This window comes from Alcanivorax nanhaiticus (assembly GCF_000756665.1).
Lineage (GTDB): Bacteria > Pseudomonadota > Gammaproteobacteria > Pseudomonadales > Alcanivoracaceae > Alcanivorax > Alcanivorax nanhaiticus.
The window spans coordinates 221,029-237,941 of record NZ_ARXV01000006.1 but is presented as its reverse complement, the minus strand read 5'-3'; the positions used below and the strand labels follow the sequence as shown (position 1 = coordinate 237,941).

Annotated in this window: 14 protein-coding genes and 1 riboswitch; of the genes, 5 read left to right on the top strand and 9 right to left on the bottom strand. The window is 57.2% G+C overall.

The annotated features are described in order from the left end of the window. Window positions 1-32: 32 nt before the first annotated feature. The 7 genes from Y5S_RS09645 to Y5S_RS09615 form a co-directional block, all read right to left on the bottom strand. Complete coding sequence (locus Y5S_RS09645; protein ID WP_035232506.1) at window positions 33-977, bottom strand: DegV family protein; 945 nt, start codon at window positions 975-977, stop codon at window positions 33-35. 191 nt (window positions 978-1,168) lie between these two features. Further along, the gene (pyk, locus tag Y5S_RS09640; RefSeq protein WP_035232505.1) at window positions 1,169-2,617 is read right to left on the bottom strand and encodes a pyruvate kinase; all 1,449 of its coding nucleotides are present in this window, start codon (window positions 2,615-2,617) and stop codon (window positions 1,169-1,171) included. A gap of 561 nt (window positions 2,618-3,178) precedes the next feature. Further along, window positions 3,179-3,646 carry an aminoacyl-tRNA deacylase gene (locus Y5S_RS09635; protein ID WP_035232504.1) on the bottom strand — a complete coding sequence of 156 codons (468 nt, stop codon included), beginning with the start codon at window positions 3,644-3,646 and terminating at the stop codon, window positions 3,179-3,181. 542 nt (window positions 3,647-4,188) lie between these two features. Then, window positions 4,189-5,019 carry a methylenetetrahydrofolate reductase [NAD(P)H] gene (metF, locus tag Y5S_RS09630; RefSeq protein ID WP_035232502.1) on the bottom strand — a complete coding sequence of 277 codons (831 nt, stop codon included), beginning with the start codon at window positions 5,017-5,019 and terminating at the stop codon, window positions 4,189-4,191. Window positions 5,020-5,151: 132 nt separating this feature from the next. Next, window positions 5,152-6,540, bottom strand: coding sequence for an adenosylhomocysteinase (ahcY, locus tag Y5S_RS09625; RefSeq protein WP_035232500.1), 1,389 nt, complete (start codon window positions 6,538-6,540; stop codon window positions 5,152-5,154). Between the two features lie 20 nt (window positions 6,541-6,560). Next, window positions 6,561-6,637, bottom strand: a riboswitch (S-adenosyl-L-homocysteine riboswitch). An 88-nt stretch (window positions 6,638-6,725) separates the two neighbouring features. Further along, complete coding sequence (gene metK, locus Y5S_RS09620) at window positions 6,726-7,874, bottom strand: methionine adenosyltransferase (RefSeq protein ID WP_035232498.1); 1,149 nt, start codon at window positions 7,872-7,874, stop codon at window positions 6,726-6,728. Window positions 7,875-8,082: 208 nt separating this feature from the next. Next, window positions 8,083-9,066, bottom strand: coding sequence for an ArsR/SmtB family transcription factor (locus tag Y5S_RS09615; RefSeq protein ID WP_035232495.1), 984 nt, complete (start codon window positions 9,064-9,066; stop codon window positions 8,083-8,085). 340 nt (window positions 9,067-9,406) lie between these two features. Between Y5S_RS09615 and tkt the strand changes: the two genes are divergently transcribed. The 4 genes from tkt to fba all read left to right on the top strand — a co-directional run bounded on the left by tkt (window position 9,407) and on the right by fba (window position 14,926). Beyond that, window positions 9,407-11,407 carry a transketolase gene (tkt, locus tag Y5S_RS09610; RefSeq protein WP_035232492.1) on the top strand — a complete coding sequence of 667 codons (2,001 nt, stop codon included), beginning with the start codon at window positions 9,407-9,409 and terminating at the stop codon, window positions 11,405-11,407. A gap of 133 nt (window positions 11,408-11,540) precedes the next feature. Beyond that, window positions 11,541-12,557 carry a type I glyceraldehyde-3-phosphate dehydrogenase gene (locus tag Y5S_RS09605; RefSeq protein ID WP_035232490.1) on the top strand — a complete coding sequence of 339 codons (1,017 nt, stop codon included), beginning with the start codon at window positions 11,541-11,543 and terminating at the stop codon, window positions 12,555-12,557. Window positions 12,558-12,605: 48 nt separating this feature from the next. Further along, on the top strand, window positions 12,606-13,769 hold the full coding sequence (locus Y5S_RS09600) for a phosphoglycerate kinase (protein WP_035232488.1): 1,164 nt from the start codon (window positions 12,606-12,608) through the stop codon (window positions 13,767-13,769). Between the two features lie 92 nt (window positions 13,770-13,861). After that, window positions 13,862-14,926 carry a class II fructose-bisphosphate aldolase gene (gene fba, locus Y5S_RS09595; RefSeq protein ID WP_035232487.1) on the top strand — a complete coding sequence of 355 codons (1,065 nt, stop codon included), beginning with the start codon at window positions 13,862-13,864 and terminating at the stop codon, window positions 14,924-14,926. A 353-nt stretch (window positions 14,927-15,279) separates the two neighbouring features. Here fba and Y5S_RS09590 read toward each other — a convergent pair whose 3' ends face one another. After that, on the bottom strand, window positions 15,280-15,711 hold the full coding sequence (locus Y5S_RS09590) for an META domain-containing protein (protein WP_231552663.1): 432 nt from the start codon (window positions 15,709-15,711) through the stop codon (window positions 15,280-15,282). 169 nt (window positions 15,712-15,880) lie between these two features. Here Y5S_RS09590 and Y5S_RS09585 point away from each other — a divergent pair, with 169 nt between their 5' ends. Next, window positions 15,881-16,219: a hypothetical protein gene (locus Y5S_RS09585; RefSeq protein WP_035232483.1), complete on the top strand. Its 339-nt coding sequence runs from the start codon at window positions 15,881-15,883 to the stop codon at window positions 16,217-16,219. Here the strand turns inward: Y5S_RS09585 and Y5S_RS09580 are convergent. Beyond that, a complete protein-coding gene (locus Y5S_RS09580; RefSeq protein WP_035232621.1) occupies window positions 16,209-16,844 on the bottom strand; it encodes a flavin reductase family protein in 636 nt (211 codons plus the stop codon). The genes Y5S_RS09585 and Y5S_RS09580 overlap by 11 nt on opposite strands. Between the last annotated feature and the right edge of the window lie 69 nt (window positions 16,845-16,913).

Genomic DNA, 16,913 nt, shown 5'->3' with positions numbered 1-16,913 from the left:
GACGAACAGGCCCGGCTATGCCGGGCCTGTTTTTATCCGGTGAATTTTTCCTGATCAGAGATCAGGCCAACGCTGATGGCGCCAGGGCCGATGTTGACGCCACCAGTGAGTCCCATGTGGCTGACCAGCAATTCGATATCGTGTTTTTCTGCGCAAGCCTTGAAGGTTTCAAATCCCGGCATCTGATAGACCGCATCGGTATCGCCGGCATAGCTGACACAAACAATAGGTGCGAGTAATCCCTGCTCTATGCATTTGCAGGCATGGCGAAACATGGTTTCAACCGCTTGTTCAAATCCTCTAACTTTCGCTACCGGGAAGGTCTGGTCCTGGCGTGCACAGAGAATGGGTTTGATATCCAGTGCGGCTCCCATCATTGCGCCCATAAAACCAACGCTCTTGTCGCCCTTTTTGCGAGCTCGTTTGTGAACGTAGTAAAGGTCCGGTACCACGGCATAGCCTGTGGTTCTGGGTGTCAGGTCGTTGATGCGTTGACGGATGTCGCCTACTTTCATTCCCTCGTTGATCAAGCGGATCGTTTCTGCCGCAAGGACGCCCTGGCCGGCAAACAGGGTTTGGCTGTCGCTGACACGAATACGGAACGGGCCTTCGAGGCCGGCAGCTGCCCGGTACTTCTTGTAATCGGACAAGATGCTGTGTGCAGCTTCTGAGGCATTATCAAAAATGGGGCTGCGGCTTTTGGGTACCGTTTGCACCAAAGCAAAATCGAAGGTGCTGGCAGCCTTTTCCAGAAACAGGGTGCGAATTTGCTCGACGCTGGGCGGGGCTGTCTCGGCGTCATGATTTTTGTCGACTTCGTGGCGGGAATAGAATTCCCTGGCCCGCTGGGGATCACGGTCGTCCACATAAATTTCCTTGCCGATGCGAATAGGAACCGGCATGACAAGGATGTTGTTGGCATCAATAAAATCTTTGGGCAGGTCACAGCCCGAATCCACTACCAGACCAATTCTCATTGTTATAGACCCTGTGTACGCGTGGCGGGTTTTTATTCACTTGAGTCTAGAACGAGCGTGCCGTTACTGGCGTCTTTTTGCGTATGGGTATGGTGTAGGAATGTTAACTATGAAAGGAAAAATCCTGGCAAGCACGATGTGTCAGGCCATTGCCGCTTTCACTCGTCCCGAGTGAAAGCGGCGGGAGGGCGCTACTGAATTTTTCCTCCAACCTCGACAATTTTCAGGGTGTTGGTTCCACCATGGGCATCGGCATAGTTGCCCTTTGTGATCAGTACCCGATCGCCACTCTTTACATGGCCCATCTTTTCGAGAATGGCCACGGCTTCATGATTGACTGACTCACTGGGCAGGGCGGTACTGTCAAACGAGATCGCTTGCACGCCACGAAGAATGGCGACGCGACGTTGCGTCGCTGGTGTGGGAGTAAACGCAAAGATCGGCATGCCGGAGCGCAGGCGTGACATCAGCCGCGGGGTGTTGCCGGTTTCTGTCATGGCGATAATAGCGGTGACATTATTCAGGCGGTTGGCTGCCTGCATGGCCGCCATGGCGATCACCTCATCAATGTTTTCGGCGCTGTCATTCATGGGGCGGTCGCTGCGTCGTTCCTGCCAGGTGCGTTCGGCGCCGCGAATGATGCGATCCATAGCCTGGACGGTTTCTTTCGGATAGTCACCGACAGCGGTTTCTGCTGACAGCATTACGGCATCGGTGCCATCCAGTACCGCGTTGGCCACATCGGAAACCTCAGCCCGGGTAGGCTGTGGGCTGTGGATCATGGACTCCATCATCTGGGTGGCGGTGATGACAAAGCGATTCAGGGCGCGGGAGCGTCGGATAATGTGTTTTTGCACGCCCACCAGTTCGGCATCTCCGATTTCGACGGCGAGATCGCCACGAGCAACCATGACGCCATCAGAGGCAAGAATGATCTGGTCGAGGGTGTCGTCATTGGCTACCGCTTCGGCCCGCTCAATTTTGGCAACGATGCTGCCGGTGCCGCCTGCGGCCTGAAAATGACGGCGCGCTTCATTAACATCATCGGCATCCCGCGGGAAGGACAGGGCGAGGAAATCCACTTCCATGTTGGCGGCAGTGATAATGTCATTGAGGTCCTTTTCTGTCAGCGCCTTGGCGCTGAGGCCTCCCCCCTTACGGTTGACGCCTTTGTGGTCTGAAAGCGCGCCGCCTACTAGCACCGTACAGATGACACGGGTGCCCTCAATACGCTCGACCTGCAGCTCAAGAAGACCATCATTCAGCAGCAATACATCGCCGGGCTCACAGTCGTCCGGCAGCGGTGGGTAGCTGATACCGACGATATCCTGGTTGCCGGCGTCATCGTCCAGTCCGGTGTCCAGGGTGAACGTCTGGCCGTTCTTCAACTCAATGGGGCCGTCACGGAATTTGCCGATACGGATCTTTGGCCCCTGAAGGTCAGCAAGAATGGCTACCGCTTTCTGGTGCTTGTCGCAGAGGCTGCGAATCTTGTCAGCAGTGCGACGATGGTCATCGGCGCTGCCATGGGAGAAATTGAGGCGGAAAACATTGACCCCGGCGGTGATCAGGGCATCGAGCATGGTCTCGGAGGTAGAGGCGGGACCTAAGGTAGCAACAATCTTCGTGCGTCGTGTCATTCACTCTTTCCGTTTACTGTTTTATGACAGCTTAGCATGCAAATGCGATAGAAAGGTGACAGAAAATTGAGGCGAGTTGCGAGGAGCGAGTGACGAGTTGTGAAAATCAAAACCGTAAGCGCCCCCCTTCTTTCTCTCGCGGGCACGGGGTTTGCTCTTCGAAACTCGAAACTCGAAACTCGAAACTCGAAACTCGAAACTCGAAACTCGAAACTCGAAACTCGAAACTCGAAACTCGAAACTCGAAACTCGAAACTCGAAACTCGAAACTCGAAACTCGAAACTCGAAACTCGAAACTCGAAACTCGAAACTCGAAACTCGAAACTCGAAACTCGAAACTCGAAACTCGAAACTCGAAACTCGAAACTCGAAACTCGAAACTCGAAACTCGAAACTCGAAACTCGAAACTCGAAACTCGAAACTCGAAACTCGAAACTCGAAACTCGAAACTCGAAACTCGCCTTTCCTTCAGCATGGCTGCCAACCTCCTGCACCAGAAGGTCGGCAGTGCTCTGTCCTCAGCGCCGGGCTTCAGCATCCAGCATCCGGTGTGCCGCCTTTAATGCAGCATGGCGAAGGAGCAGGTGCTGGCCTGGCTTAGGCGCAGGAAATCGCCCATGCCCATCTTGATGACTTCTGTGTGGGAGCCAGCATTGAAGGCAATCCAGTCCTGACTGACCAAGGTGTCATCGACGTAGACGTCCATGCCGTAGAGGTTGCCGAAGGGGGGCTCGCCGCCGGTTTCGCAGAATGGGAAGCGATCCTTGAATTCACTTTCACTGGCAAGCCGGACATGGTCGGCATGCAATGCCTGGCGCAGCTTTTCAGGGTCCATGTACTGGTCAGCTGGCAAAACAGCCATTGCCAGAGAACCGTCTACATCAACGATGACGGTCTTGGCCATGTGTCTGCCGGGGATGTGACTGGATTGTGCCACTTCAGCAGCGGTGACAGCGGGAGAGTGGTTGTAGCAGTGATAATAGATATCGTTGTTATCGAGATATTCTGTCAGAGCGCGCGTAGCCATGACTGCCTCCTCCCGGCGGGGTAAGCCAGGAAATTGCTGCCTTGCACACAGGGGATACACTGGCGCAAGGCCAGTAGGTGAAATGTCATTTCAGGGTAAGCGTGTGTGAAGCAAGGGTGAAATACGGTTATGTGCTAAGGGAAAGATCGTTAGATCATAATCAGCTACGAGCTACGCTGATTGGATAGGGCATTCTGAAAAATTTCCCGGCGGTGCGGCACTTGTTCGAAGCCGCAGTAGGAGCGTCGCTTGAGACGCGAATCTGAGCCAAGCGAAAGATTTTTTTCTCGCCAAGGCTCGCATTCGCACCTCAAACGGCGCTCCTGCAAAAACATCACCTGCGACGAAACCCTTGCAGGAACGTAGCGTAGCGGAGTAACGCATGCAGGGCGGCCCGAAGGGTGAGCGTAGCGAATAACGGGTTCTCCTGCAGGTGTAAACCAAAAGGCAAGAGGTACAAAAAAACGCGGGCAGAGACTCATCGCCCCCACCCGCGTTGTTGTGTGCTGCGTGAAGCATGCAGCGTGCAGCGTGCGTAGCGCTTACAGTCCCAGATTATCCAGAATACGCAGATTCGGGCCGGCCTGGTTCATGGTGTAGAAGTGCAGGCCGGGTGCGCCCATAGCCAGCAGACGTTCGCACAGCCGGGTCACGACTTCCTCTCCGAAAGCTTTTACTGCTGCATCATCATCCTTGATGTCATTGAGCTTGCTCTGCAGCCAGCGAGGCACGTCGGCGCCGCAGGTGTTCGAGAAGCGTAGCAGATTGGCCACGTTCAGAATCGGCATGATGCCGGGGTAAACCGGTGCATCGCAGCCGATTTTCCGCAGTGCATCCATGTAGTAGCCGTAGGCGTCAGCATTGTAGAAATACTGGGTCAGGCCGCTGTTGGCTCCTGCGTCGATCTTGCGTTTTAAGTGAGCAATATCATCTTCAAAACTGCGTGCTTGCGGATGCATCTCAGGGTAGGCAGCCACTTCCAGCTGGAAGTGATCATCGGTTTCCTGGCGGATCAGGGCGACCAGCTCATCCGCATACTTGATTTCACTTTGTGCGTAGCCCATGCCGGAAGGAAGGTCACCGCGCAGTGCCACAATGCGAGTGACACCAGCATTTTTGTAGCCATGCACCAGTTCCAGAATTTCTTCTTTGCTCTGGCCAATGCAGCTCAGGTGCGGAGCGGTGTCACCATGTTGCTCGCGCAGCTTGTTGACCATGTCACGGGTGTTGTCACGAGTAGAGCCGCCGGCACCGAAAGTGCAGGAAAAAAATTCAGGATTTTTTACCAGTAATTTTTTCTGCGTTGCCAGCAGCTTGCTTTTTCCCTCGTCAGTTTTCGGCGGGAAAAATTCAAAACTGATTCTTTTGCTCATTGGCTTGTGCCTTTTCGATCAAAAGCGGTTTCACCACAGAGGCCGCAGAGTGCAAAGAGTTAAAATCGTTGCGATCAATGCGGATTGTTTTTCCTCAGTGAACTCTGTGCTCTCTGTGGTAAAAAACAGCCTTTAGTACTTGTAGTGCTCTGGCTTGAAGGGGCCGTCGACGCCAACGCCGATGTAGTCCGCCTGTTCCTGGGTCAGTTTGGTGATCACACCACCAAAGCCTTCCACCATGTAGCGGGCCACTTCCTCATCAAGATGCTTGGGCAGAACTTCCACTTTCAGCATCTTCTCTTTCACGGTGTCAGAGTGGCTGGCGTAGGCCTGGTCGAACAGATACATCTGCGCCAGTACCTGGTTGGCGAAGGAACCGTCCATAATGCGGCTGGGGTGGCCAGTGGCGTTACCCAGGTTTACCAGACGGCCTTCGGACAACAGCAGCAGGAAGTCACCTTCTGCCTTGTTGCGCCATACCTTGTGAACCTGCGGCTTCACTTCTTCCCACTCCCAGGTCTTGCGCATGAAAGCGGTATCCACTTCGTTGTCGAAGTGACCGATGTTGCAGACCACGGCGCCTTTCTTGATCGCCTTGAGCATGTTGGCGTCACAGACGTTGAAGTTGCCGGTGGTGGTTACGAGAAGATCCGTGTTGCCGAGCAGCTCGGTGTTGATGGACGCTTCACTGCCATCGTTGATGCCACCCTTGTACTGGCTCACTACCTCGAAACCGTCCATGCAAGCCTGCATGGCACAGATCGGATCGGCTTCGGTGACTTTCACGATCATGCCTTCCTGACGCAGGGACTGGGCGGAACCCTTGCCCACATCACCGTAACCGATAACCAGCGCCTTCTTGCCGGACAGCAGGTGGTCGGTGCCACGCTTGATGGCATCGTTGAGCGAGTGGCGACAGCCGTACTTGTTGTCGTTCTTGCTCTTGGTCACGGAATCGTTCACGTTCACCGCCGGCACTTTCAGGGTGCCTTTCTTGAGCATTTCGTAGAGACGGTGCACACCGGTAGTGGTTTCTTCGGTGATGCCGTGGATGTTATCCAGCATCTGCGGGTAAGTCTCGTGGATGTAGCCGGTCAGGTCGCCGCCATCATCCAGAATCATGTTGGCTTCCCACAGTTCCCCGTTACCGTCGCGGCAGGTCTGTTCGATACACCACATGTACTCTTCTTCGGTTTCACCTTTCCAGGCAAACACCGGGGTGCCGGCAGCGGCGATGGCGGCAGCGGCGTGATCCTGGGTGGAGAAGATGTTGCAGGAAGACCAGCGCACTTCCGCGCCCAGCGCCTGCAGGGTTTCGATCAGCACGGCGGTCTGGATGGTCATGTGGATACAGCCGATGATCTTGGCGCCTTTCAGCGGCTGCTCGGCACGATACTTTTCGCGGATGGCGATCAGTGCCGGCATTTCGGTTTCGGCGATATCAATTTCAGAACGGCCATAGTTGGCCAGGGAAATATCCGCGACTTTGTAGTCGGTAAAGGTGTCCGCTTTCGCGTTCATGGTGTTCTCCATTCGTTTTTGACGAATGGGCGCCGTTGTTCTTGTGAACCCGCCCCGCGAGCCTCGCGGTCCAGCCGCTGCAGCGCCCCTCGTGGGGTGGGTCAAAATTTTGTTGTAGGAGTGGCGCTTGAGCCGCGAAAGCATCTCGGCAATTCGCGGCTCAAGCGCCGCTCCTACGGCAGGTCTTAAAGCGCCTTGGCCAGCTCGGCAGCCTTGTCGGTCTTTTCCCAGCTGAAGCCTTCGCGGCCGAAGTGGCCGTAGCTGGCAGTGGGGCGGTAAATCGGCTTGCGCAGATCCAGCATCTCGATGATGCCGCGCGGACGCAGGTCGAAGTGTTCGCGTACCAGGCTGATGATGGCGTCGTCGCTGAGCTTGCCGGTGCCGAAAGTGTTGATGGAGATAGAGGTCGGCTCGGCCACGCCGATGGCATAGCTCACCTGGATCTCACACTTGTCAGCCAGGCCCGCAGCGACGATGTTCTTGGCCACGTAACGACCCGCATAAGCCGCAGAACGGTCTACCTTGGACGGATCTTTGCCAGAGAAGGCGCCGCCACCGTGACGGGCCATGCCGCCGTAGGTGTCCACGATGATCTTGCGGCCGGTCAGGCCACAGTCACCCATGGGGCCGCCGATCACGAAGATACCGGTGGGGTTCACGTGGTATTGGGTGTCGCTGTGCAGCCACTCTTCCGGCAGTACCGGCTTGATGATTTCTTCCATCACCGCTTCACGCAGATCGTGCAGACCGATTTGCGGGGCGTGCTGGGTGGACAGCACCACAGCGTCAACGGCAACCGGTTTGCCGTTTTCGTAGCGCAGGGTCACCTGGCTCTTGGCATCCGGACGCAACCACGGCAAGGTGCCGTTCTTGCGCAGTTGTGCCTGACGCTCGACCAGACGGTGGGAGTAGAAAATCGGAGCGGGCATCAGGGTGTCGGTTTCATTGGTGGCAAAGCCGAACATCAGGCCTTGGTCGCCAGCGCCCAGATCCTTGTCTTCAGCTTCGTCCACGCCGATGGCGATGTCAGCAGACTGTTTGCCGATACCGTTCAGTACCGCACAGCTGGCGCCATCGAAGCCCTTGTCAGAGCTGTCGTAGCCAATGTCGAGAATCACTTGGCGAACGATGTCTTCCAGTTCCACATAGGTGCTGGTCCGCACTTCGCCAGCCACGATGGCCATCCCGGTTTTTACCAGGGTTTCCACCGCCACACGGGCGTGGGGATCATCCTTGATGATCGCATCCAGAACGGCGTCCGAGATCTGGTCGGCCATTTTGTCCGGATGACCTTCGGACACGGACTCGGAAGTAAAGATGGAATATTCACTCATTTCTGGAGTGCTCCTTGGTTAACGCTACACGCTGCAGGCAACACGCCACAACGCGGATAAAGATTAAGTTTCGAGTTGCGAGAAGCGAGTTTCGAAAAGCAAAACCTTGAGAGTCGGTTCTTTGAATTTCGAAACTCGCTTCTCGCAACTCGCGACGAGTCTTGTTGGAAACATGCTGCATGAATCATGTCTGGCAGCCGGAATCCTGTTACGAACCATCCTTTCTGAACGTTCTCACCTGCACCTGAAACCCGTTCCGCAATGCCAGGAACTGGGTCTCCTGCAATTCTAGTCCGGCGCGGCCGGCCCAGTTGACCAAATCGGCTTCTTCAAAGCCGAGCCAGACATCGCCGCAGGCTTCGTGAGCCCAGTGCTGATCATGGGGACACAGGTCCGTGATCAGCAGGGTGCCACCCTTATTCAGCTGCCGGGCCGCAGCGCGAATCGCGCTGGCGGGTGATGGCAGGTGATGCAGCACCATGTTCAGTACCACGGCATCCACCGTGGCCAGGGTGTCGGCAGTGGCAGGCCAGTCACCCAGTATCAGTTGTACATTTGACCGTTTAGCGACGGTCTGCCGGGCCACCGCCAACATGGCCTCGGCATTGTCCAGGCCGACTACCTGCTGGAAGTGACTGGCCAGCTCAGCCAGAAACTGACCGTCGCCTGGGCCGATTTCCAGTGCGTTTTCGCCGTTCGGGCAGGCCCGTAGCAGCAGTTCCGCGGCCTGTTCGGCGTACTGATCGTAATCCGCGATCAGTTCCTGTTGTTCGTCCAGATGCTCTGCATGGCGGGCAAAAAAGGCCCGGCTTTGCTCCGCACGCTGGTTCTGTACCTGCTCCAGCCGCGCGGCCACCTCGCCATTGAGCTCGCCATCGTCCAGTTCATCCAGCAAGGCACCGTGAAGGGCGCCCTCGCGGTTTTCCGACTGGGGCAAGCGGCGACGGTAGAAAATGGAATTGCCTTCCCGGCGCTTTTCTACCAGACCGCCCTGGGCCAGCACCTTGAGGTGGTGGCTCATGCCTGACTGTTTCATGGCCATGATGTCGCACAGTTCCAGTACCCCGAAGCTGCTCTGTCCCAGCACCTGCAATACCTGCAGCCGCAGGGGGTCACCCGCGGCCTTCAGGAAAGCAGCCAGGTGATCAGTGATCTCCGTGGCGGCAGGTAGTGAGGGGGCCAGTGCATTCATAAGGGCGAAGTCTAGCGCATTGAAAACCTAAATCAAAATAAATTGATATAGGTTTTGGCGTTACCTCAACCCGCTGCACGCCCCACGCATCACGCAAAACCGGCGGGCCTTGCTGCTTCCTGGTGCGTGGAATGGGAGGGGCGAGTGACGAGAAGCGAGTTTCGAAAGGCAAAATGCGGGTTTGGGATCTTCGAAACTCGTCTCTCGCAACTCGAAACTGGCTTTTGTAAGGGCTTACTTCTCCCCAGCCGACAGATAGCGGAGTTCAGCATTTGCCCGCGGCCAGAGCATGAGGGACAATAGCGCCCCTTTTCAGCCACCAGTCAGTTTGGAGCCCTGCATGTCCAGTGCCCCCGCCAGCCGTGATCTCGCCAATGCCATCCGTGCCCTGAGCATGGATGCGGTCCAGAAAGCCAACTCCGGTCACCCCGGCGCCCCCATGGGGATGGCCGATATTGCCGAGGTGCTGTGGCGCGGTTTCCTGAAACATAACCCCCAGGATCCCAAATGGGCCGATCGTGATCGCTTTGTGCTGTCCAACGGCCACGGCTCCATGCTGCTGTACTCCCTGCTGCACCTGTCCGGTTACGGCGTCAGCATTGAGGACATCAAGAACTTCCGTCAGCTGGGCAGCCCCACTGCCGGTCACCCGGAATACGGCGATGCGCCTGGCATCGAGACCACCACTGGTCCGCTGGGTCAGGGTATTGCCAATGCTGTCGGCATGGCGCTGGCGGAAAAAATGCTGGCGGGTCAGTTCAACCGTGACGGCCACACCATCGTGGATCACAACACCTACTGCTTCCTGGGTGATGGCTGCATGATGGAGGGGATCTCCCATGAGGTGGCATCTCTGGCTGGTACCCTTGGCCTCGGCAAGCTGGTGGCTTTCTATGATGACAACGGCATTTCCATTGATGGTGAGGTGGAAGGCTGGTTCACCGATGACACCGTAGAACGTTTCCGCGCCTACGGCTGGCAGGTCATTCCCAATGTGGACGGCCACGACCCGGTAGAAATCCGCACTGCCATCGAAACCGCCCGTGCCAACCCGGATCAGCCTACCCTGATCTGCTGCAAGACCATCATTGGTTTTGGCAGCCCTAACAAGCAGGGCAAGGAAGAATGTCATGGTGCGGCTCTGGGTGATGAAGAAATCGCCCTGACCCGCAAGCAGCTGGGTTGGGAATATGGCCCATTCGAAATCCCGGCGGACATCAAGAATGCCTGGGATGCCTGCGATGCCGGTGCTGCCGCCCAGAGCGAATGGCAACAGCGTTTCGATGCCTACAAGGCGGCCTACCCGGAACTGGCTGCCGAGTTCGAGCGCCGTATGGCCAGTGAGCTGCCAGCTGATTTCGCTGAAAAAGCCGACGCCTATATCCGCGAGTGTCAGGAAAAAGGCGAGAAGGTCGCCACCCGTAAGGCCAGCCAGAACGCGCTGGATGCATTTGGCCCGCTGTTGCCGGAACTGGCGGGTGGCTCTGCGGACTTGGCCGGCTCCAACAACACCATCTGGAAAGGCTGCAAGTCCATTACCGCAGACGACGCCAACGGCAACTATATCCACTATGGCGTTCGCGAATTCGGCATGACCGCGGTACAGAACGGTCTTTGTCTGCATGGCGGCCTGCGCCCTTACGGTGGCACTTTCCTGGTGTTCATGGAGTACGCCCGTAACGCTGTGCGCATGGCGGCACTGATGCACCAGCCCAACATTCTGGTCTATACCCACGACTCTATTGGTCTGGGTGAAGATGGCCCGACTCACCAGCCCATTGAGCAGATGGCCAACCTGCGCCTGACGCCGAACATGCGCACCTGGCGCCCCTGTGACACGGTGGAATCCGCCGTCTCCTGGAAAAAAGCGATTCTGCGTCAGGAAGGTCCGTCTTCCCTGATCTTCTCCCGTCAGGGCCTGCCCTGCATGGAGCGTGGCAGCGAGCAGCTGGCCGAGATCGAAAAAGGGGGCTACACCCTGCTGCAGACCGGTGAAGGCACCCCCGACGCGATCATCATTGCCACCGGTTCCGAAGTGGAGCTGGCGGTGAATGCGGCCCAGGCACTGAGCGGCAAGAACATCCGCGTGGTGTCCATGCCCTGCGTGGAAGAGTTTCTGGCCCAGGATGCGGCCTACCAGGAAAGCGTGCTGCCATCTTCTGTACGCGCCCGTGTGGCGGTGGAAGCGGCCATTGCCGATTACTGGTACCGCTTTGTGGGGCTCGACGGCAAAGTGGTCGGCATGACCAGCTTTGGCGCCTCGGCTCCGGCCGGCGATCTGTTCAAGCACTTCAACATTACTGCCGAAGCGGTACAGCAGGCAGTAGAGAGCCTTCTGTAATGAAAGGCGGTTTTACCACAGAGGGCACAGAGGTCACCGAGATAAACAGCCGGCACTGCGGTCGGCATCAGCAATGTTTTTACTCTGTGTTCTCCGTGACCTCTGTGGTGAAAATGCTTTTGGCTGAGCGCCTATGAGAGTGGCTATCAACGGCTACGGCCGGATCGGTCGCTCCTTTGTCCGTGCCCTTGCCGAGCGCGAGGGCGCTGGCTGGCAGGCACCTTTCAGTCTGGTGGCAATCAACGACAAGGGCCGGCCGGAAGACCTGCTCTACCTGACCCGCTACGACACCACCCATGGGCGGTTGGCGGAGCCGGCGGAACTGATCGAGGGCATGCTGCGTATCGGTCAGCAGGCGCCGCGTCTGTTGGAGCAGCCGAAGCCGGAGCTGCTGCCCTGGGGTGAGATGGATGTGGATCTGGTGCTGGAATGCTCCGGCCATTTCCGGAGCCATGCCGGTGCATCGCGCCACCTTCAGGCAGGCGCCAAAAAAGTCATTATTGGTGCCGTGCCGTTTGATCAGGCGGATCAAGTGGTGGTGTACGGCGTGAACCATAAAACGGTTTCCGCCGACCATAAGGTATTGTCGGCGGGCTCCTGTACCACCCATTGTATTGCCCCGCTGCTCTCGCGACTGGATGACAGCTTCGGGGTGCAGCAGGTGTTGATGAAAGAAATCCATGCCTATACCTCGGACCAGACCCTGCTGGATCATGTCCACCGGGATCCGCGCCGGGGGCGGGCTGGAGCGCAGAACATCGTGCCTACCACCAGCAGTGCTATCGGCGCGGTGCAGCAAGTGCTGCCGCAGTTGGAAGGCAAGATCAGCGGCAGCTCGATCCGCGTGCCGACGCTGAACGTGGCCATGGTGGAACTGACCCTGCGTCTGGAACAGACCCCGGATGCCAAGGGTCTCAATGAATGGTTATACCAGCAGGCAACAGCGTCCGATGGCCTGATTGGCTACAATGACGCCCCGCTGGTGAGTGTGGATTTCAACCACCGCCCTGAATCCGCCATCGTCGATGTGACCCAGACCCGGGTGCAGGGCGATATGGTTCAGGTGGTGGCCTGGTATGACAACGAATGGGGCTATGCCTGCCGCCTGCTCGACTGGGTGGCTGCCATGGCCGAATCAAAGCAACACTGATCGACATACAGCTACCCCCGTGGGTGGCCTGAATGAGGTAAGAGAACGATGAACTTCAAGCGCATGACCGACCTGGATCTGGCAGGCAAACGCGTTCTGATCCGTGAAGACCTGAACGTGCCGGTGAAAGGCGGCAAGGTCACCAGCGATGCCCGTATCCGTGCCTCCCTGCCGACCATTGAGCATGCCCTCAAGGCCGGCGCCAAGGTGATGCTGATGTCTCATCTGGGTCGCCCCACGGAAGGGGAATACGCTGAAGAATTCTCTCTCAAGCCGGTGGCAGAGCACCTGGGTCAGTTGCTGGGCCGTGAAGTGCCGCTGGTAAAAGACTGGCTGGACGGTGTTGACGTCGACGCCGGTCAGGTGGTGCTGTGCGAGAACGTTCGCTTCAATAACGGCGAAAAGAAAGATGATGAGGCGCTGTCACAAAAGATGGCGGCGCTGTGTGATATCTATGTAATGGATGCTTTCGGCACCGCACACCGTGCCCAGGCCTCTACCCATGGGGTTGGCAAGTTTGCGCCGGTGGCCTGTGCTGGCCCTCTGTTGGCCAACGAACTGGATGCACTGGGCAAGGCGCTGCAGAACCCGGAGAAACCCCTGGTCGCCATCGTTGGTGGTTCCAAGGTGTCCACCAAGCTGGAAGTGCTGGAAGCGTTGTCTGACAAAGTGGATCAGCTGGTAGTGGGTGGCGGTATTGCCAACACCTTCCTGGCGGCAGCCGGTCACCCGGTGGGCAAGTCCCTGTACGAAGCTGATCTGATTGAGGCGGCAAACAAGATTGCCGAGAAGGTACACATCCCGATTCCGGTGGATGTTGTCACCGCCAAGGAATTTGCCGAGTCAGCCGAAGCCGTTACCAAGAAGGTAGATGAAGTGGCTGAGGATGACATGATCCTCGACATCGGTCCGCAGACAGCACACATCGTTGCCGCGCTGATGAAAGAGGCCAAGACCATCATCTGGAACGGTCCGGTGGGCGTATTCGAATTCGATCAGTTTGGCGAAGGCACCCGTGAAATGGCGGAAGCCATTGCCGATTCCGATGCCTTCTCCATCGCTGGCGGTGGTGACACCCTGGCCGCCGTGGACAAGTACGGCATCAGCGACAAGATCAGCTACATCTCCACCGGTGGTGGTGCCTTCCTGGAATTCGTGGAAGGCAAGGTGCTGCCGGCGGTAGCCATGCTGGAAGCACGGGCGAAAGATTGATTCAAGGTCGGACGCCTGAAGTCGGACGTTTGACGGGTTTTCAAGGCAGGGCGTAGTCGTCCTGCACAGGAATAGACGAAGGGGAAACGAAAATGGCATTAGTAAGCATGCGTCAGCTGTTGGATCACGCAGCCGAGTTTGGCTACGGCGTTCCGGCTTTCAACGTGAATAACCTGGAACAGATGCGCGCCATCATGGAAGCGGCAGACAAGACCGATTCCCCGGTGATCGTGCAAGCCTCTGCCGGCGCGCGTAAATATGCTGGTGCTCCCTTCCTGCGTCACCTGATCCTGGCTGCAGTGGAAGAGTTTCCGCATATCCCTGTGGTCATGCATCAGGATCACGGTACCAGCCCGGCCGTGTGCCAGCGTTCTATCCAGCTGGGTTTTTCATCAGTCATGATGGACGGCTCTCTCGGTGAAGATGGCAAGACGCCCACCGATTATGAGTACAACGTAGACGTGACCCGTCGCACCGTAGAAATGGCTCACGCCTGTGGCGTATCCGTGGAAGGCGAGCTGGGTTGTCTGGGTTCCCTGGAAACCGGTGAAGCCGGCGAAGAAGACGGTATCGGTGCCGCGGGCAAACTGACCCACGACCAGATGCTCACCGATCCGGAAGAAGCGGCTGACTTCGTACAGAAGACCAAGGTAGATGCCCTGGCCATCGCCATTGGTACCTCCCACGGTGCCTACAAGTTCACCCGTCCGCCCACCGGCGACATCCTGGCCATCGACCAGATCAAGGCGATCCACCAGCGTATTCCGGACACCCACCTGGTAATGCACGGTTCTTCTTCTGTGCCGCAGGAATGGCTGGCCATCATCAACGAGTTCGGTGGCGAGATTCCGGAAACCTACGGGGTGCCGGTGGAAGAAATTGTGGAAGGTATCAAGCACGGCGTGCGCAAGGTGAACATCGACACTGACCTGCGTCTGGCCTCTACCGGTGCGATTCGTCGCTTCCTGGCAGGTAACACCGCCGAGTTCGATCCGCGCAAATACCTGAAGGAATCGGTCACTGCCATGCGCGATATCTGTATCGCCCGTTATGAAGCTTTCGGTACCGCCGGCAACGCCAGCAAGATCAAGCCGATCAACCTGGAGACCATGTTCGAGCGTTACGCTGCCGGCGATCTGGACCCCCGCGTCAAGTAAGCCACGCAGAAGGGCACCACGCACCTTGCAATAGCGCGGTTGAGGTGGTTGCCAGCGAACAACAAAAAGGCCGCGCCCGAATATGGGTGCGGCCTTTTTTGTTGCGGAGGTAAACCAGGAAGAGGTTGGTTCGGAGCCGCTGTAGGAACGTAGCGTAGCGGAGTAACGCACGGAGTGCGGCCCCGGAGGGGTGAGCGCAGCGAATCACGAGCGTGGTCGCGATCCGAGCCTAAGCGAGGTAAGGATTCCAGAGACGAGTTTCGAGTACCGAGTTTCGAAAATCAAAAAACCTGACCCTGGCGCGAGATTTGGAGTTTGGCCTTTCGAAACTCGGTACTCGCAACTCAAAACTATTACCGCGTCGCCTTGATCTCCACCCCTTCACCACTCAGTACCAGCTCACCCAGATCATTCAAGACCGCGGTGTCGACACCTTTCAAGGCATCCATGAACTGCGATTCCAGTTCCATCAGTGGAGGCATACAGGCCTTCATGGTCATGCCGCCGGGCTGGATGGTGAACTGCTGGCCATCGTCGCTATAGGTAGCCATGTAATTGTTGCAGGCGGCGCGCCCGGCAAGCTTGCCGGCCTCGGGAAAGACCAGAGTCACGGTGGCATTGCCGACAGGTTTGCTGTTCAGGCTCTGTACCTGCCACGGCTCACCGCTGAGTTGTTCGAAGCTGGGCATGGCTTGAGCTCCTGTTTCGTTGCCGATCCCGTTGGAGCAGGCCGCAATAAGAGTAACGCTGGCTGCCAGCAGCCCCGAGCGAAGCAAATCTTTCATGGTCTTTCCCTTGTATCAATTCACCTGGTAGCGGGTTAGAGGTTGATGGCCAGAGAAAGTTTCTTTTTCCTGTGGTTCTTTGATGCAGCGCAAGACGAACGCCTGCTGATATTGACCCACAGCGAACAGCGCGGAGAATATGGCCAAGTGTCATGAATCAGGAATTTCCATGCTGAACGTCTTCCTCGAGTTTTATACCCAGCATCAATGGGTCGCCCTGCCGTTGGCCATGCTCTCGGCGGTAGGCGTCGGGTTGATGTGGATGGGGTGGCTGACACTGATGATTACTGCCTTTGGGCAGCGATTGTGGGTATGGGGCTTTGCCATCTTGCTGTTGCCGGTGCCCGCCTCGCAGTGTTTTGCGCTCAGCCATCGCGAGCTCAATCCGTGGGCCAACCGGTTGGTGCTGTGGGGGCTGTTGTTGTCCTTGCCGATTCTGGCATTGACTGCCTGGTGGGCCGCGCTGGCGTTACAGCAGCCGATGCCGGAGCCCATGTTCACTCATTGATTCTCTGTGGCGTGCGGTCGGGTTTGGCATAGCGCCAGCGCCCTTGTCTCCTTGTGAGGTGATAGCTGTCCAGACCTGACAGTGTGACAGTGCCCGCTTGTTCTACATCCACATAGCCATCCTCACCCATCAATCCCGTGGGTAACAGCACATGCTCGATGGTACCGATGACCAGCACCGTGCCATTCACCGCCAGATCCTGAATCTCCACCACTTTCATGCCCAGCCGAATCCTTGCTTCCTGCACAAAGGGCGCCGGAAAATCGTGGTGGTAGTCTGCCGTCAGTCCGGTAGCCTCAAATTCGGAAACCTCACGGGAATAGCGGGCGGAGGTTTGATGGGCGGCAGCGATGATTCCTTCATGTACGTGGTTGATGGTGTAGCAACCCGTTTCCTGCAGATATTCGAGGGTGTGCCGGTCAACTGAGTGGGGACGGATGATCATACCCATCAAGGCCGGGTCTGCACCCAGATGGAAGCAGGAGCTGACGATGCACAGGTTTTCCTGGCCGCTGCCGCTGCGGGTGCCCACCAGATTGGCGCTTTTGAAACCGGAAAGACTATTGATCAGGTTTGTCCGGGTTCGCTTTGGCAGTGCGTCCAGCGTCTGACTGGTGAAGTGCATGGTATGGCCCTGTATGGATCTTCGAATGGCGGCTGAGTAGGTCACCGCGTCATTCCTTGTCCTTTCGGC

Excerpts from the sequence above, each read along its gene's own strand:
- Y5S_RS09580 (WP_035232621.1), bottom strand. The coding sequence starts at position 16,844 with ATGCACTTCACCAGTCAGACGCTGGACGCACTGCCAAAGCGAACCCGG.
- tkt (WP_035232492.1), top strand. The coding sequence starts at position 9,407 with ATGTCCAGTGCCCCCGCCAGCCGTGATCTCGCCAATGCCATCCGTGCC.
- fba (WP_035232487.1), top strand. The coding sequence starts at position 13,862 with ATGGCATTAGTAAGCATGCGTCAGCTGTTGGATCACGCAGCCGAGTTT.
- Y5S_RS09645 (WP_035232506.1), bottom strand. The coding sequence starts at position 977 with ATGAGAATTGGTCTGGTAGTGGATTCGGGCTGTGACCTGCCCAAAGAT.
- Y5S_RS09635 (WP_035232504.1), bottom strand. The coding sequence starts at position 3,646 with ATGGCTACGCGCGCTCTGACAGAATATCTCGATAACAACGATATCTAT.
- ahcY (WP_035232500.1), bottom strand. The coding sequence starts at position 6,540 with ATGAACGCGAAAGCGGACACCTTTACCGACTACAAAGTCGCGGATATT.
- Y5S_RS09615 (WP_035232495.1), bottom strand. The coding sequence starts at position 9,066 with ATGAATGCACTGGCCCCCTCACTACCTGCCGCCACGGAGATCACTGAT.
- metF (WP_035232502.1), bottom strand. The coding sequence starts at position 5,019 with ATGAGCAAAAGAATCAGTTTTGAATTTTTCCCGCCGAAAACTGACGAG.
- pyk (WP_035232505.1), bottom strand. The coding sequence starts at position 2,617 with ATGACACGACGCACGAAGATTGTTGCTACCTTAGGTCCCGCCTCTACC.
- metK (WP_035232498.1), bottom strand. The coding sequence starts at position 7,874 with ATGAGTGAATATTCCATCTTTACTTCCGAGTCCGTGTCCGAAGGTCAT.
- Y5S_RS09585 (WP_035232483.1), top strand. The coding sequence starts at position 15,881 with ATGCTGAACGTCTTCCTCGAGTTTTATACCCAGCATCAATGGGTCGCC.
- Y5S_RS09605 (WP_035232490.1), top strand. The coding sequence starts at position 11,541 with ATGAGAGTGGCTATCAACGGCTACGGCCGGATCGGTCGCTCCTTTGTC.
- Y5S_RS09600 (WP_035232488.1), top strand. The coding sequence starts at position 12,606 with ATGAACTTCAAGCGCATGACCGACCTGGATCTGGCAGGCAAACGCGTT.
- Y5S_RS09590 (WP_231552663.1), bottom strand. The coding sequence starts at position 15,711 with ATGAAAGATTTGCTTCGCTCGGGGCTGCTGGCAGCCAGCGTTACTCTT.